Genomic DNA, 16,468 nt, shown 5'->3' with positions numbered 1-16,468 from the left:
TCACGGTCGGCGCGCGCGACACGGCAATACCCCTATCTTTTCGGAGTCTTGTCGGTGTTGCGGCCGAGGTAGATGACAGGATATCGGTGCTGGTCGAACGCCACTCGGCGACCGACGCGTGCCCTCCGCAGTCTCGGGGGCACCGCCGAACCCCCGGCCAGCTGTACGTGTAACACTGGCGAAACACAGCCTTGATTGCGGGGAAACACGGCGTCCATAGCGTCTGGTCGCGACGAACCCATGCAGTTGAACTGGCTGGGAACCGATCCGTAAGGAGTACTAAGTGGCGTTCAGCACGGCCGACGAGGTCATCAAGTTCCTCAAGGAGGAGGAGGTCGAATACGTCGACGTACGGTTCACCGACCTCCCCGGAGTGCAGCAGCACTTCTCGATCCCGGCGAAGGCTTTCACGGCCGATCTGGCTGAAGAGGGCCTCGCGTTCGACGGTTCGTCCGTCCGCGGCTTCCAGTCGATCGACGAGTCGGACATGCTGCTGCTGCCCGATTTCAGCACCGCCCGGATCGATCCGTTCCGTGCCGCGAAGACGCTGAACCTGAACTTCTTCGTGCACGACCCGTTCACCCGTGAGGCGTACTCCCGCGACCCGCGCAACATCGCGCGTAAGGCGGAGGAGTACTTGCGTTCGACCGGCATCGCCGACACCTGCTACTTCGGTGCCGAGGCCGAGTTCTACATCTTCGACTCGATCCGTTACGACTCGGCGATGAACGGTTCCTTCTACGAGATCGATTCGATCTCGGGTTCCTGGAACACCGGCGCGGAGTACAACTCGGACGGCACCCCGAACCGTGGCTACAAGGTTCGCAACAAGGGTGGTTACTTCCCGGTCGCGCCGTACGACCACTACGTGGATCTGCGCGACAAGATCTCGACCAACCTGCAGAACGCGGGCTTCGAGCTGGAGCGCGGCCACCACGAGGTCGGCACCGCCGGTCAGGCCGAGATCAACTACCGCTTCAACACGCTGCTGGGCGCCGCTGACGACCTGCAGCTGTTCAAGTACATCGTGAAGAACACCGCGTGGCAGGAAGGCAAGACTGTCACCTTCATGCCGAAGCCCCTCTTCGGTGACAACGGCTCGGGCATGCACGCCCACCAGTCGCTGTGGAAGGACGGCAAGCCGCTGTTCCACGACGAGGCCGGTTACGCGGGTCTGTCGGATCTGGCGCGTCACTACATCGGCGGCATCCTGCACCACGCCCCGTCGCTGCTGGCGTTCACCAACCCGACCGTCAACTCGTACCACCGTCTGGTGCCGGGCTATGAGGCCCCCATCAACCTGGTGTACTCGCAGCGCAACCGTTCGGCTGCCGTGCGTATCCCGGTGACGGGCTCGAACCCGAAGGCCAAGCGCATCGAGTTCCGCGCGCCGGACTCCTCGGGTAACCCGTACCTGGCGTTCGCCGCCATGCTGATGGCCGGCATCGACGGCATCAAGAAGAAGATCGAGCCGCTGGCTCCGGTCGACAAGGACCTCTACGAGCTGCCGCCCGAGGAGGCCAAGAACATCCCGCAGGCCCCCACCTCCCTCGCGTCGGTCATCGACCGCCTCGAGGAAGATCACGAGTACCTCACCGAGGGCGGCGTGTTCACCGAGGACCTGATCGAGACCTGGATCGACATCAAGCGCACCCAGGAAATCGCCCCGGTCAACCTGCGCCCGCACCCCTACGAGTTCGAACTCTACTTCGACGTCTAAATCCTCCCTGTAGCACCAGAATTCACGGAGCCCCATTCGCCTCAGCGAATGGGGCTCCGCCCATTTCCCGGATAGAAAATGAGCCATGGCACGTAAACGGCGGTCGATGCGGGAGCAGTTGGGAACACCGACCGGACTCGTGCTGTACAGAACGCCCGATCGGTGGCGATGGGCCGCGTTCTTCGATCGCGGCGGGGTTCTGGACGGGGCGTTGGTGACTGCCGCTCCGGGCGCTGACCGATCGGAGGCTCAGGATGAATTGCGAGGGGTGATCGAGGAAGTCTTCAGGTGCGAGTTGCGGTTGAGGTGGGAGACTGCGGAACAGCCTGATCGGTGGGTGGCTGAAGTTGTTGGGGTGGAGTGGGATACGCCCGGTGGGGAGGGAATCTCGTAGCTAGAATCTGTTCTAGTTCGGGATATGAAAGGTGTGGTTATGGCGGTTTTGGTTGTTGATGGGGGGCCATTTCAGGTGAGTCGGGCGGTGGAGGTGGGGGCGCCGGCTGGGGAGTTGTTCGCGATGGTGGGTGATCCTCGGCGGCATCATGAGGTGGATGGGTCGGGGACGGTGCGGGAGAACATTCGGGTGCCGGAGCGGATGGGGGTGGGGGCTCGGTTTTCCACGAAGATGCGGATGTATGGGGTGCCCTATCGGATGACATGCGTTGTGACCGCGTATACGCCGGATGAGGTTGTCGAGTGGCGGCATCCGTTCGGGCATTTGTGGCGGTGGGAGTTTCGGGCGCTGTCGCCTACGCGGACGCTGGTGACCGAGACGTTCGACTATCGGGGGACGCCGATCAAGAATCGGGTGAAGTATTACGAGGCAACGGGTTTCGTGCGGGGAAATACCGCGGGGATCGAGGCGACGCTGCAGGGGTTGCAGGATCGGTACGAGAGCTCATCTTCCGATATGTGACTGATCGAAATATGTTTCGGTAGAATAGCTTTCCGGAAGCGCCCGACCTAGCAGCCGTTATTGCGCTGCGGTAGAGCCAGTCTCGGTGAGAGGGCCTCGGGTCCTGTTGGGCGGGTGCGGTTCACCGAATCGGGTGGGCGCTGGTAAGCCGCGTTTAGCGTCGCGCAGATGAAATTCTTTGATATTGCTCGAAGTCGACGGTCCGCTTTCTCGGTTGCGATTGTTCCGCTCGCGGCGGCGATGCTCAGCGCGGGATCGGTCGGGGCGGCAGACGCCGCGCCGGATGCCGCCGGGGCCGGTGGCCCCGCCAAGATCGAGTTGCAGGGGGCGGTGAATGTTCGGGATCTGGGGGGATATCGGACCTATGACGGCGCGAAGGTCAAGAGCGGGAAGGTTATTCGATCGGACGCGCTGGGCAAACTGACCGATGCCGATGTGCAGAAGCTGGGGTCGCTGCACCTGCAAACCGTGATCGATCTGCGGACTCCGGCGGAGGTGCAGGCGCTCGGCGCGGATCGCCTGCCTTCGGGAGTTCCACTGGTGGCGCGCGCCATTGACGACACCGGGATGTTCACGAAGATGTATCAGGCGATCGGATCGAAGGATCCGGTGCAGCAGGAGGCATTGCTCGGTGGAGGCAAGGCCGAGCAGATCATGGGCGATGTCTACCGGAGCTTCCTCACACCGGATTCCCTGACCAAGTTCGGGCAGAGTGTGCGGGACCTGGCGAACACCGGCAATGCCACCCTGTTCCACTGCACCGCCGGTAAGGACCGCACGGGCTGGCTGTCCTATGTGACGCTGCGCGCCGTCGGAGTGCCCGAGGGCACGGCCCGGCAGGACTATCTGCTGTCGAATCAGTACCGGGCCGCGGCAGATGCCGCACTGCGGGCGCAGCTGAAGCAGGGCGGCATCATGCAGAATCCGGATCTGCTGATCCCATTGCAGGAGGTGCGTGAGGACTACCTGAATATCGCTGTATCCCAGGTGGATTCCCAGTTCGGCGATTTCGGCAAGTTCCTCACGCAGGGCCTCGGACTCGATGCCGGGACCCTCCTGAAACTGCGCAAGAACCTGGTCAGCTGACGCGAGCGGCGTCGAGGGCGGCCAGATAGCCGAATACCAAGGCGGGACCGATGGTCGCGCCGGGCCCGGCGTAGGTGTGCGCCATGACCGGCGCGCTGGCATTGCCCGCGGCGTAGAGCCCTTCGATCACCGAACCGTCGTCCCGCAGTACGCGGGCGGCGGTATCGGTGACGAGGCCGCCCTTGGTGCCGAGGTCGCCGGGAACGAGTTTCGCGGCGTAGAACGGCCCCTGTCGCAGCGCACCGAGATTCGGATTGGGCCGGTTGCGCGGATCACCGTAGTAGCGATCGTAGGCGCTCTCACCCCGGCCGAAATCCTCGTCACGGCCGGTGTGCGCGAAGGTGTTGAAGCGCGCCACCGTCGATTGCAGCGCGTCCGCCGAAATACCCAGCTTGCCCGCCAATTCCGCCAGCGTATCGGCGCGGGTGAGCGCTCCGGATTTGAACCACCGGCCGGGCAGCGGCTGGCGCGGAGGCAATCCCGCGAAGAGGTACCGATTCCGATACCGCTGATCGAAAATCAGCCAGGCTGGCAGGTTTTCACCCGGCCCGGGGCCGAGCCCGTTCTCACCGCCGTACATCCGGTGGGTCGCTTCCACGTAGGGCAGCGATTCGTTCATGAAGCGTTCGGCGCGATCGTTGACGATGAGACTGCCGGGGAGATTGCGCTCGGCCAGGCAGAACCAGGGCTGACGCGGCAGCCGAATGGACGGCCCCCACCACGAGTCATCCATGAATCGCACTGCCGCACCGAGGGATTGGCCCGCCCGGATGCCGTCACCGGTATTCCCCTGCGCGCCGACCGTCCATTCGGTGCCGATGGGGTCGCGCTGATATTGCTTGCGCATGGATTCGTTGTGATCGAATCCGCCCGCGGCGATCACCACGCCCCGCCGGGCGGTGATGACCTGTTCGACACCATCGCGCAGCACCACCACACCGCTGACGCGACCATCCTCGACCCGGAGTTCGAGCACCGGACTATTCAGTCGCAGTGGAACATTCACCGCGTTCAGACCTTCGCGCAGCATCGCGCTGAGCGCCTGTCCGCGCGCCAGCAGATGCTGCCGCAACAGTTGCCCCTTCGCCCAGCGCGCCCCGATGCGCAGCACCCGGAAGGGCGCGCGCGGGTTGCGCAGCCCGAGATGGAACTGCCGGAAATCGGCCTGCGTGGCGACGAAGTTCTTCGCCGCGGCGGCGTAATCCGGTTCCAGCGTGGCCAGATCATCGCCGAGCCCCTTGGCGTCGTACGGCTTCGGTTCGACCGAGCGCCCGTGCGCACGCCCGCCGGGAGCTTCCGGATAATAGTCGGAATAGCCTGGCACCCACTGCAATTCGAGGGCCGAATGCTCGATGAGGAACTCCAGGGCTTCCGGTCCGCGATCGATATAGGTATCGATGCGCTCGGCCTCGCCGTATTCGCCGGTGATGGACTTCAGATAGGTGCGGGCGGATTCGATATCGTCCGCCGGAGCCTGTCGCCGGAGTACGGAGTTCCCCGGTATCCACACTCCCCCGCCGGAGCGGGCGGTGGAGCCGCCCCAGTGTGCGGCCTTCTCCAGAATTATCGCGGACAGTCCGTGGTGGGCCGCGGTGAGCGCGGCGGCCATTCCGGCCGCGCCGGACCCGACGACCACCAGGTCGAATGCTTCAGTGCGCATGCTTGTACCCCAAGGGAGAAATAGTGAGTCTGCCTGCCGGCAGCGGGATTTCGGCCGATCGGCCGGAAAGTCGGCCGCGCTCAGTGCGCGGTGCGCCACCGTTCGCCGATGACGGCGTTCAGTGCGCCTTCGACGCATACCGGCAGCGAGGCCCCCGGATGGTCGGTGCTGCGCAGCCATTGCAGATAGCCGAATTCGGCGGCCGCGAGCATGAGATGCACCAGCAGCCCGGGTGTGCTGTCCACCAGCGGATCGCGCGACATGCGCTGTGCGACCAGTTCCACCAGCCGGGCGCGATGTTCAGGCGTGATGAGCGCGACCCGGTCGAGCAGATGCGGCGCGGTGGCGAACGCGGATCGCCACTGTTCGAGTTCGGCCGCGGCGAGGGTATTGGATCGCGTCAGAATCGACTGTGCCAGTGCGATATCGGCCGGTTCGGCCGCGTCGCGCTCCTCGAGCAGCGTGGTGATGCCCGCACCGCCCTCGCGCACCGGTTCGAGCAGCAGATCCTCTTTACTGCGCACATGCCGGAAGTACGTGCTGGGCGAGATGCCCGCCGCCGCCGCGATCTGCTCGGTGGTCACCTCGTCGAATCCCTTGTGCGCGAACAGTTCGAAGGCCGCGCGCTGTATCTCGGCTCGAATCTGCCTGCGTTGCCGTTCACGTAGTGACATCGGCGTTCCTCCAAGTCGTGCGCGGCTGCGGGATCGACCACCGCGATCTACCACGCCGTGACAGTATCTTGGTTCATGACAGAGACTGTCAAGAAGGAACTTACTACCGCGCCAGGCTCGCCAGCTCCCGGACCCGCGGGTTGTCGGTGTCATTGCGCCACAGCAGCACCACATGCACATCGGGCATGCCGGTGAACGGTACGAACACCACATCGGGGTGGACGAAATGCAGGGCCATCGCGGCGGTGGTCACGAAAACGCCCGCACCGTGCGCCACCGCACCGAGCATTTCGGGTTCGGTGATGGCGGTGATGCCGCGCCGGATGGGCCTGCCCGACGGGGTGACCTCCGGCGGCCAGAAGCTGCGCGCCAGTTCCGGCGGCACCGAGGGCGGGCCGATGATGGTGAGTTCGGCGAGGTGCTCGATATCCAGCGAGGGCGCGGCTGCGAGCGGATGTTTGCGGGCGATGGCCAATCGTCGTGGGAAGACCCCGATTTCGGGTCCGACGGTGAGGTCGGGCTGTTCCACCGGCAGCAGACAGGTCTGGATATCGACCTCGCCGCGGCGCAGCGGTCCGTAGACATCGCTCCAGGACAATTGGGTGAGCGTCACCTCGCAGTCGGGGTAGCGCTCCCGCAGTCGCAGCAGCGGACCGTCCAGCGTGCTGAAGTACGGACCCAGGAATCCGATGCGCAGGCCGTCCGCCGCCGCGCGGGTGCCGACCACGGCGCGGCGCAGATCGTCGAAGGCGGGCCGGACATCGCGAAGTAGCCGCTCCCCCAAGGGATTCAGCTCGACGCGACGGCTGGTGCGTTCCACCAGTCGCCGTCCCACCCGGCGTTCTAGCGAGCGCAGCAATTGGCTCACCCGGGGCTGGGACAGTCCCATCCGCTCGGCGGTGCGGCCGAAATGCAGTTCCTCGGCGAGTACCACGAAGGCTTCCAACTCGAGCGGGTCGATGCGGCCGAACTCCACGCCGGTCATCCCGCCCACCCCGGCAGCCGGGTCGCGAGCCCGTCGAGGATGCGCTCGAGTCCGTACCGGAATTTGGTCTCGCGCACCGCGCCGATACCCGATTCCGCCCGCGCCACAATGGATTCCCCGATGCGCCGGTGCGCGGAGGTGATGCGCTCCAGCGTGGGCAGCAATTGGTCGACGAGTTGCTGTTCGTCCGCACCGCTGCGCGCGACCGTGGTGAGCCAGGCCGCCTCGCTCAGGCAGATGCCGACCACGTAGCCCATGACGGTGCTGATGGCGGTATCGGTTTCATTGCGCGGGAATTCGGCGGCGTCGAACACCCGGAGCAGGAATTCATTGAGCCGCAGCACATTCGGCCCCAGATAGGCGAGTCCGACCCCGGGCAGCGCCTCCGCGATCCACGGGTGCCGCAGGATCACCTCGCGCATGCTCTCCGCGCAGGTGGTGACCGCCTCCCGCCACTGCCCGGCCACCGCGAGTTCGGGAATGGCGATCTCGCCGTATACCGCGTCGACCGCGAGTTCGATGAGCTGATCCCGGGTGGCCACGTGCCGGTAGATCGAGGTCGCGCCCGCGTTCAGGCGGGCGCCGAGGGTGCGCATGCTCAGCGCCGCCATACCTTCGGCGTCGAGCAGCGTAACCGCCTCGGACACAATCAATTCCCGATTCAGCGCCGGTCGCGGCCGACGCTGCGGGCGGGTCCACACCGACAGGCCGGGATGCGATGCGGAGATGATGCCCTCCTGCTGCGGTAGTTCCGCTCGACGATCCACCGCACCTCCGTTCCGGCTCGCGGTCGCGCCCGGAGGCGACGGAAACCGCACGCGAATCACAGTAGCGCACAGTGTGCGCATCTGCGAACGATCGGCGCAAACGTCCTATGACCAGAGACCGGAACATGCCCCATCAGCGTCGATAGCCGAGACGAATGATCAACCCGATGAATGAGCCGTTCGGGAACCAGCGCGCGAACATACCTGGCGGACAGGCTGATCAGTCCCGCGCGCGAACGCATCCCGCGTACGAACCGATCGAATCCCAATGGACGAACGCACCCGATGAACGGCTAGCCGAGACCCCGGCGAGCGATCGGCCCGAGCGCGCTGAGATCGAGATCGCTATTGGCCTCGGTCCAGCCGGAGGCGCGGAGTTCGGTCGGCGAGGCGATACCGAGGGCGTCGTGCAGGCCGATGACGGCCGACAGCGCCAATTCGGCCAACCGGCTCGGCGGGATGGGCCAGAGCAGGGTCTGCCGCCAGTTCTCTATTTCCCGTTTCGGCACCGGAGCGGTCCAGCCCAGCTCGCGCAGGCGCTGGGCGGCGGGTTCCGTAATCGGTTCGGCGAGATAGTAATTGCCGGTGAGCTCGGCGGAAAGCCGGATGTCGAACTGCTGGAACTGAACGTATCGATTTCCGGTCGCGGCAATGACGAGCGTGGCGCGCGAGGGTAATTCCGCGAGTACGCGCGCGAGGGCATTCGCGAACACGTCCCAGTCGGTTATCGCCTTCTGGTCGTGCCGCGCCCTGGTGCCCATCCTGGCCGATCATACGCCGTCAGAACCACCGGGACACCGAATAATCATGGCGCACTTGCGCTACCGCCGCGCGATCCCTCCACCGAGCACACCGAGCGGTGAACTGGCGATCGCGCGCGCGGTGCGTTCATCCGGCGTAAAACTCTGCCGTGCAATGAATTCGCGCAGCTGAGCTCGCATAACACTCAACAAGGCCCCTGATCGCGCCATTGGCAAAGCGTGCACCGAGCTCATCGCACTCCCGTTCTCTTCGATTCTCCCGAAAAGAACACTCTTCCAAACAAAAGCCCAGGTGGCCGTTAATCTCTCGTGAAAATCAGCGCACAGACCATTCGGATACCGAGTAGCCGACCGGTCAGCTCGACCGGCCGGCATGTCGGCGGTGTTCGCATCCGGCATCGCGCGGAAGACGGCGCTGCGTGCGCTCAGCCGTGGGTGAACTCCACAGCGGGGATGTCCGCGGGCTCGCCGACTTCGACGGCGGGTCGGTAGCTGTAGTCGTCACGGTCGAATCGGGTGGCCTTGCGATAGGTCTTCAACAGCGACCAGGGCCGAATGTACGGGGATTTGCCCTGGGAGTTGACGAAATAGCTGTTGGAGCCCTCGCATCGGGTTTCCAGGTAGTAGGACAGGTTTCGGCCGCTGCGCAGCATGTCGGCATGGAATCGGCGCTGCGCCTCCGGCCGGACCTCCACCACCGTCGCACCCCGCCGCCGGGTCTCGTCGATGACGGTGGCGATATGGCGCATGGCGTTCTCCACGAAATAGTGGAAGGCCGTACCGGTCCAGGAATACGGGCCGATCATGATGAACCGGTTGGGCACCTTCGCGACCGAGGTGCTGTAGTACGCCTGCAGTCCCTCGGTGTTGTAGAAGACGCCGAGATCGAATCCGTCACGGCCGATGACGGTTCCGGGTTTGTAGCTCTCCGGATCGGAGAAGACCTCATAGCCCGTGGCCAGGATCAGGGCATCGATCTCGCGTTCCACACCGTCGGCGCCGCGAATGCCGGTCGGGGTGATCTCGCTGATGCCCGCGGTGATGAGATCGACGTTCTCGCGATTGAGCGTGGGCAGATAGTCGCCGCCCGCGCCGCCGCGAATGCAGACGATGCCGAAGTCCGGTCGCAGCACCCGGCGGGTTTGTTTGTCCCGCACCTTGATTCGTACCCATCCGGCATAGGCGTTACGGCCGACCAGATCGACCACGCGCGCCGCCGAACGCCAGAGCGGTGCGGGCGTGTAGATGGCGACCCGCAGCGCCGAATCGATGACGGTCTGGGCGAGGCCGTTCGCGATCGCCGAACCGCCGGGCAGTGCGAGCAGGCGCTGCATCCACGGCCGCAGCACGAAATCCGGCTTCGGCAGATACACCTGGGGAGTGCGCTGATAAATATCCAGCCGCTCCACCTGCTCCGCCAGTTTCGGTGCGATCTGCATGGTGCTGGCCCCGACACCGATGATGCCGACTCGTTTACCGGCGAAGTCGTAGTCGTGATCCCAGTGCGCCGGATGCATGGAAACACCGGTGTAGGAAGCCAATCCGGGGATGTCCGGGGTGGTCTTGGGATTGATGTACGCACCGACCGCGCTGATCACGAACCGCGCGGTGAGCACCTCCCCGGATTCGGTGTGCAGTTGCCACAGCCCGTTCGCGTCATCCCATTCCTCGCGAATGACGCTGGTGTGGAAGCGCATTCGGCGCGGCAGGTCGTAGTCGGCGGCGACCTTCTCCAGGTATTCCAGAATCTGATCGCGTTTGGCGAAGAGCCGGTCCCAGTCGGGTTTGCGGGCGAAGGAGAACTGGTAGGTGGTGCTCGGGATATCGCAGCCCGCATCGGGATAGCTGTGGCTGTACCAGGTGCCGCCGAGCCCGCCCACTCGATCGATGATCAGGAAATCGTCGATGCCGATCTCCTGGAGTTTCACCCCGGCGCAGATGCCGCCGATGCCCGCCCCGATGACGATTACCTCGTATTGCGGTGTCATTTAACGCCTTTCCCGGTGCGACGGTTACCCACCGCCGGGGCGGCCTTGCCATTGGCCTGGACAACTCGCGGTGGCGGCGGAAGGGTCCGCGCGACCTGCCGCACGCGCCGGTCGAACAGCGGGCCGATACCCCCGATCCGATAGGCGGCGCGCCACAGCGGCGGAGCCCAGGTGGAGAAGCGCAGCGGCAGGCGCGGGGTGACCGCGACCGTCCAGGCCAATCCGGTCCGGTCGTTCCCGATATCGGTGAAGGTCATATCCTCGGCGTACTGGCTGACCAGCAGGTATTGCATCCAGTTCCCGCTCACCACGCCGAAGGTGATGCGCCGGTTCGGTTCGTAGCGCCAGAATTTCTCGCGCTCGACCCATAGGAACCGCAGTGGTTCGAAGACCGATCCCATATCCCGCACCACCCCGACCCCGCGCAGGGGCGAGTCGTAGCGCACGCCGACGCGCGGGAACGGCAGCCAACTCCAGGCGCGATCATCGTCGATGGCGGTCCACACCGCGCGCACCGGTGCGTCGAAGGTGCGCTCGATGGTGAAAACCAGTGCGGCGGTGTCGAAGACCGAATCGTCGACCGGTTGCCGCGCGGCGTGCTGGGTGTGCAGGAATGAAGTGATGCCCGTCATGGAGCGACTCCTTTGTCTCACAACGTCCGATAGCCACGAATGCCGTTCTGACGTGCAGTCAATTACCGGACGAAGATGTCACCAAACTAAACCGTCCCAGACAGATGCGCAAGGGTCGGATCCCGCGCACCCGCATCCGGCGGCGCCACCGGGACGGGCGCATACGATGTGCTCGATGACCGAACCAGCCAAGCGCGGACCCGGACGCCCCCGCGATGAGCAGAACACCGAGCGGCGCCGGCGCGAGCTGATCGCGGCCGCCTACCGCGTGTTCACCACCAAGGGCTACGCGGCGGCCTCCACGGCCGATATCACCGCCGAGATGGGCATCGGCTACGGCACCTTCTACCGCTATTTCGACAGCAAGCGCGCGATTCTGGACGAGGTCGTGGACTACGGCCTGGATCGGCTGCTCACCGAAATCGCCGGGGACGTCTTCGAACCCGCGCTGCTGGACCGCGAGTTCACCATCGAGGAATTGATCCAGACCTGGTCCGGCGCGGTCGAGCGGATGTGCCATATCGCCGAATCGGATCCGGCGCTGATGAACGCCATGCTGTTCGAACTGCCGGGCATCGACGATGAGCTCAACACCAGAATCCTGGGCCTGGGCGGTGTGCTCGCGGCGACAGTTGACCGATTCCTTTCCCGGGCAGTCGATTCCGGCGTCATCCGGGACGACGTGGATACCGGCGAGGTGTCCTGGATGCTGCTGGCCCTGACCATCCCGCCGGTCATGCGCACCCTGCAGGGCCGCGGCGGATCGGATCGGCGCGCCTATATCGACAGCGCGATCGCGGTGCTCACCCCGGGCCTGCGCGCGCTCCAGCCGGAAACGGATTAGTCGACACCGACGTCTGTTAATCTCGCACCTCTCGCCGGAATGAGGTCGCCGATGCCGAACGATATCCCCGTCTCCCGGGCGCGACGCGGCGCCGAACTGGGCAAACTCGTTGCGGGCCAGGCGGTTCGAGGTGCGGGCGTGCGATTGTCGATGGTCCGCGATACCGAGGAACAGCGCATCGCCCGCACCGAACGCGCCCTCATCGAGGCGGCCGAGGACATCGTGACGGTGCTGGGCAGCATGAAGGGCCTGGCCATGAAGGCCGGGCAATTGCTGTCCATGTTCGATCCGCTGGCCGCGTTCGGCGATCGTGCGGTATCGCCGCGGCAGCGGGAACGCTTCCAGCGCAAGCTGGCCGCACTCTACGATCAGAGCGCGCAACTGCCTTTCGAGCAGATGCGCACGGTCATCGAGGGCGATTACGGCCGCCCACTCGATGAGGTGTTCGCCGAATTCGACGAAGAGCCGATCGGCGCGGCATCGATCGGCCAGGTCTACCGGGCCCGGCTCACCGACGGCCGCGCGGTCGCGGTCAAGGTGCAGTATCCGGGTATCGATATCGCGATCCGGGCGGATCTGAAGAACCTCGCGCTGGTGATGCGACTGCTGCGCGGCGTCGCACCGGCGGTCGCGGATCACACGCTGGTCCGCGAGCTCGCGACCCATATCGCGGCCGAGATCGACTACCGCGCCGAGGCCGAACACCATCTGACCATCGCGCGAATCTTCCAGGGCCACCCGTTCATTCACATCCCGGCGGTCGAAGTCGAACTGTGCACGGCCCGGGTGCTTGTCACCGAATTCGTCGAGGGCCTGCGCTTCGACGAGATCACCGCGCTCGGCGACGCCGAGCGGGATCGGGTCGGCGAGATTCTGATGCGCTTCTACGTCGGATCGATGCTGCGGGAGCGACGTTTCACCGGCGACCCGCACCCCGGCAATATCCTGCTCACCGCCGACGGCGGGGTCGCCTTCCTGGATTTCGGCCTGTTCAAACAGATGGACGCGACGGCGGTGGAATTCGAACTCGACTGCGCCCGCGCGGCAGCGGAGTACCGCGGCGCGGACCTGCGCGCACTCCTGGTGGATTACGGTGTGCTGGAACAGCATTCGCCGGTCACACCGGAGGAGTGCCTGCGCCTGATGTACGAGGTATCGGGCTGGCTACTGACCGATGCCGAAACCCGCGTCGGCGCGGACTCGGCGTCCAACGCCCTGCTCGCCGTCATCGATCCACGCCGCGGCTACTTCGACAATCTGCGCCGCGAATACGCCCCCGCCGAACACGCGCTCGCGCGCCGCGCGGAATACGGCACCCTCGCCCTGCTGGGCAAATTGCGCGCCACCGGCAATTGGCATCGCATCGCGCGGGAGTGGTCGCACGATGAGGAATCCCGCACCGAACTGGGCGCACTCGAACAACAATGGCTGCGCGCGCGGGCGTGACGGTTGCCACTCGGCCGACAAGATGAGAAGATTCGAACGTAACTCTCTCATCCTGTCGGAGTGTGGCGCTGCGGCAGGACCGTGATCAAAGGAGATCACCATGACCGCCGCCGTCGCGCCGATCGATCATGACTCCCGAGCACCCCGGCCCGAACGCCGTCCGTTCGCACCCGGCAGCCAGATGTGGGAGCAGACCGGGCTCATCACGTTCTCCCTCACCGCCGGCTCGGCCTTCCTGTTGCAGACCATGGAACCGACCATCGCCGCGGTGGTGGACGAACACTCGAGCTTCCGCACCGATCCGGCCGGACGCGCCTTCCGCAGTATCGCCTCGGTCATGATGTGGATCTACGGCGGCGATGAGGCCCTGGCCGAAGCTGATCGACTGCGCGCCATGCACGCGAGCCTCAATAGCGTTGACGCGCACGGCAATAAGCATCAGGCGCTGTCCTCGGGACCGTGGGCGTGGGTGCTGCACACCGCGGTCTTCGCCTTCACCGAGGGTGATAAGTACTTCTCCACCGTGAAACTCAGCGAGGCCGACAAGGAGGCGTACTACCGCGAGGTGGTGCAGCTCATGCGCAATTTCTCGGTGGCGCCCAAGGAGATTCCGGCGACCTTCGCCGAATGGGAGCCGTGGTTCCGCGATCAGGTCGAGAACCACCTGGTGGCAACCAATGTCGCCGACGACTATCTGCGGGTGATCCAGAAGATCGCCCCGCCCAAGCAGATTCCCGCACCGCTGCGCCCGCTGTGGCGCACCGCCACCAAACCCGTCGGCCGCCTGCAGTATTTCTTCACCGTCGGCACCACACCCGAGATCATTCGCGAAAAGCTGGGCCTGACATGGACTTCCAGCGATGAGCGCACCCTGCGCGCGCTGGGCTGGGTGATCGGCCGCACCGTTCCGGTACTGCCCGAACGGGTGCGCTACTTCCCGATCGCCTATGAGGCACGCCGCCTGGAACGCGACCGCGCCCGGCTGCGCAAGATCATCGATCTGCGGCCGATGTAGTCAGCGCAGTTCGGCGAGATTGCGCAGGCACACCCGATCATGCTGTGCCGCGGCGAAAGTGATGCCGTCGGGGGCGAACACCACCGGCGGCGGCATATCCGGGCCGAGCTGCCTGCGGCTGTCGATATCCCAGATGCGCACCAGCGCACGGGTACTCACCGCGAGCAGCGCGCCATCGGCGCTGAAGGTCACCGATCGCACCGGACCGGTCCCGGTATCGAGCGGGAAGTGGATCGATTGCCCGGTGCTCCGGCTCCAGCACACCACCCGATCGTGATTGGCGACCGCGAAGCGGCTGCCGTCGACGCCGAACGCGGCCTCGACCTCGGTCCCGGTCAGTTCCATCGGCAGCAGCAGTTCGACGCGATAGTGATCGTCGGAGCAATCCCACAGCCGGGCAACACGATCGCTGACGGTGAGCAGCGTGCGACTGTCCGAGGTGAAGAGCACGCGGCGGACGTGTTCACCCGCATGCGCCAGGATCGCGCGCTGCGCGCCGATGGCCGAACCCCGGGGCGCGGCCCCGCGGTGGTAGTCGCGCAGGATGACCTCGTCTCGGCGGGCGATGGCGAAGACGCCCGCGTCCGGGCTGAAGGCCAATGAGCTGTAGCCCAGACCGAACCCGGGATGCATCTCCAGCTTCCCGAATCCATTGCGCTCGGGCGTATCCCAGAGCAGTACCGATTGCGGGTTGGTGGCCGCCAGCACGGCCGCGTCGGGGCCGAATACGGGTGTGGACGGCAGCGCGGTGTACACGTCTTCGCAGATCCGCTGCGCGCTCTCGACATCCCACAGGCGCGCACTACGACCGCTCGCCGCGGCCAGCAGACTGCCGTCGAGGCTGAAGGCCAGCGCGTGCACCGCGATGTTCACCGCCAGCGGAGCGCCGATCTGCTTACCGCCGTGGGCATCCCAGAGCCGGACCGTCTGATCCGCGCCCGCGGTGACCACCCGCGCACCCCAGGGGTCGAAGGCGATGACGCGCACCGCGCCGGTATGCCCGATCAGATCGACCGCCGCCCGTACCGGCGGTGGGTTCGACAGCGGCGTCGACCAGACCGGCGGCTCCGCTCCGGCGGCCGGTCGCACCGAATCATCTTGCGGCGGAGCGGTGCTCATCGGTTCCGGCCAGAGCGGTTCGCGAATCGCGGCCAGCGCCGCCTCCGCCAATTCACCGCACGAGCGATAGCGCGCGCCGGGCGATTTGGCCATGGCGGTCGCGATCACCTCGTCCAGCGCGGCGGGCACGTCCGGGCGGCTCATGGACACTCGCGGCGGCGGAGTGTTCAAGTGCGCGTTGACGATCGCGAACACGGTGCGCAGCGGGAACGGTACCGTGCCGCTCAGCAGATGAAAGAGCGTGCAGCCCAGCGCGTAGACATCGCAGCGGTGATCCACCGGCCCGCCACCGAGCTGTTCGGGTGCGGCATAGGCGAAGGTCGCCCGCACCGAACCGGTCGCGGTGGTGCGCTCCCCCAGTCCGCGGGCAATGCCGAAATCGGTGATCTGCACATGCTGCTGACCGGTGTGTTCGCTGATCAACAGGTTGGCGGGCTTGACATCCCGGTGCAGGATGCCCTTGCCGTGCGCGTAATCCAGTGCGGCCGCGGCCTGCCGGACGATCTCCACCGCGCGCGCGATCGGCAGCGGACCGGCTCCGGCCAATCGCTCGGCATCCGATCCGGAGACGAAATCCATGGCGATCCAGGGTGTTTCGCCATCGGTGCCGCAGTCGTGCACCCGCACGATATTCGGATGCTGTAGCGCGGCGGTGAGCCGGGCCTCGCGTTCGAACCGGGCCAGCGCCTTGGGATCGCTGCTGCCGACATGCGCGGGCAGCACCTTGACCGCGACATCGATCTGCAATCGCGGATGCCGCATCCGATAGACCGTGCCCATCCCGCCCGATCCGGCTTGCTCCAGCACCGTATAACCCGCGAATACCGATCCCGGCTCGAGTACCACCGGTGACCC

The 16,468-nt window shown here is 65.7% G+C and carries 14 protein-coding genes; 6 read left to right on the top strand and 8 right to left on the bottom strand.

Translation table 11 applies throughout. The features are described 5' to 3' along the window. Positions 1 to 283 precede the first annotated feature (283 nt). From glnA to AB0L82_RS41865, 3 genes are all read left to right on the top strand, one after another. The gene (gene glnA / locus AB0L82_RS41875) at positions 284 to 1,720 is read left to right on the top strand and encodes a type I glutamate--ammonia ligase (protein ID WP_364650538.1); all 1,437 of its coding nucleotides are present in this window, start codon (positions 284 to 286) and stop codon (positions 1,718 to 1,720) included. 433 nt (positions 1,721 to 2,153) lie between these two features. Further along, entirely contained in the window at positions 2,154 to 2,636 is a 483-nt protein-coding gene (locus AB0L82_RS41870; RefSeq protein ID WP_364650535.1) for an SRPBCC family protein, read from the top strand. A 168-nt stretch (positions 2,637 to 2,804) separates the two neighbouring features. Continuing rightward, positions 2,805 to 3,722 carry a tyrosine-protein phosphatase gene (locus AB0L82_RS41865; RefSeq protein ID WP_364650532.1) on the top strand — a complete coding sequence of 306 codons (918 nt, stop codon included), beginning with the start codon at positions 2,805 to 2,807 and terminating at the stop codon, positions 3,720 to 3,722. Here AB0L82_RS41865 and kstD read toward each other — a convergent pair. The 7 genes from kstD to AB0L82_RS41830 form a co-directional block, all read right to left on the bottom strand. Continuing rightward, a complete protein-coding gene (kstD, locus tag AB0L82_RS41860) occupies positions 3,715 to 5,382 on the bottom strand; it encodes a 3-oxosteroid 1-dehydrogenase (protein WP_364650528.1) in 1,668 nt (555 codons plus the stop codon). The genes AB0L82_RS41865 and kstD overlap by 8 nt on opposite strands. An 80-nt stretch (positions 5,383 to 5,462) precedes the next feature. Continuing rightward, positions 5,463 to 6,056: a helix-turn-helix domain-containing protein gene (locus AB0L82_RS41855; RefSeq protein WP_364650524.1), complete on the bottom strand. Its 594-nt coding sequence runs from the start codon at positions 6,054 to 6,056 to the stop codon at positions 5,463 to 5,465. 103 nt (positions 6,057 to 6,159) lie between these two features. Continuing rightward, entirely contained in the window at positions 6,160 to 7,041 is an 882-nt protein-coding gene (locus AB0L82_RS41850) for a LysR family transcriptional regulator (protein WP_364650521.1), read from the bottom strand. Next, positions 7,038 to 7,808, bottom strand: a complete 771-nt coding sequence (locus tag AB0L82_RS41845; protein WP_364650518.1) for a TetR/AcrR family transcriptional regulator C-terminal domain-containing protein — start codon at positions 7,806 to 7,808, stop codon at positions 7,038 to 7,040. Before AB0L82_RS41845 ends, AB0L82_RS41850 begins: the two co-directional genes overlap by 4 nt. A 293-nt stretch (positions 7,809 to 8,101) precedes the next feature. Then, complete coding sequence (locus AB0L82_RS41840; RefSeq protein ID WP_364650515.1) at positions 8,102 to 8,569, bottom strand: hypothetical protein; 468 nt, start codon at positions 8,567 to 8,569, stop codon at positions 8,102 to 8,104. A 425-nt stretch (positions 8,570 to 8,994) separates the two neighbouring features. Continuing rightward, entirely contained in the window at positions 8,995 to 10,557 is a 1,563-nt protein-coding gene (locus tag AB0L82_RS41835; protein ID WP_364650512.1) for an NAD(P)/FAD-dependent oxidoreductase, read from the bottom strand. Then, positions 10,554 to 11,189, bottom strand: a complete 636-nt coding sequence (locus tag AB0L82_RS41830; protein WP_364650509.1) for an SRPBCC family protein — start codon at positions 11,187 to 11,189, stop codon at positions 10,554 to 10,556. Before AB0L82_RS41830 ends, AB0L82_RS41835 begins: the two co-directional genes overlap by 4 nt. Before the next feature lie 175 nt (positions 11,190 to 11,364). Between AB0L82_RS41830 and AB0L82_RS41825 the strand changes: the two genes are divergently transcribed. From AB0L82_RS41825 to AB0L82_RS41815, 3 genes are all read left to right on the top strand, one after another. Then, positions 11,365 to 12,033: a TetR/AcrR family transcriptional regulator gene (locus tag AB0L82_RS41825; RefSeq protein WP_364650506.1), complete on the top strand. Its 669-nt coding sequence runs from the start codon at positions 11,365 to 11,367 to the stop codon at positions 12,031 to 12,033. A gap of 51 nt (positions 12,034 to 12,084) precedes the next feature. Continuing rightward, entirely contained in the window at positions 12,085 to 13,479 is a 1,395-nt protein-coding gene (locus AB0L82_RS41820) for an AarF/ABC1/UbiB kinase family protein (RefSeq protein WP_364650503.1), read from the top strand. A gap of 100 nt (positions 13,480 to 13,579) precedes the next feature. Further along, the gene (locus tag AB0L82_RS41815) at positions 13,580 to 14,494 is read left to right on the top strand and encodes an oxygenase MpaB family protein (RefSeq protein ID WP_364650500.1); all 915 of its coding nucleotides are present in this window, start codon (positions 13,580 to 13,582) and stop codon (positions 14,492 to 14,494) included. Here AB0L82_RS41815 and AB0L82_RS41810 read toward each other — a convergent pair whose 3' ends face one another. Further along, on the bottom strand, positions 14,495 to 16,459 hold the full coding sequence (locus AB0L82_RS41810) for a serine/threonine-protein kinase (RefSeq protein WP_364650496.1): 1,965 nt from the start codon (positions 16,457 to 16,459) through the stop codon (positions 14,495 to 14,497). It lies immediately after the preceding gene. Positions 16,460 to 16,468: the final 9 nt, after the last annotated feature.

The organism is Nocardia sp. NPDC052001, assembly GCF_040680615.1.
Lineage (GTDB): Bacteria > Actinomycetota > Actinomycetes > Mycobacteriales > Mycobacteriaceae > Nocardia.
This window is presented reverse-complemented; position numbering and strand designations above follow the sequence as displayed.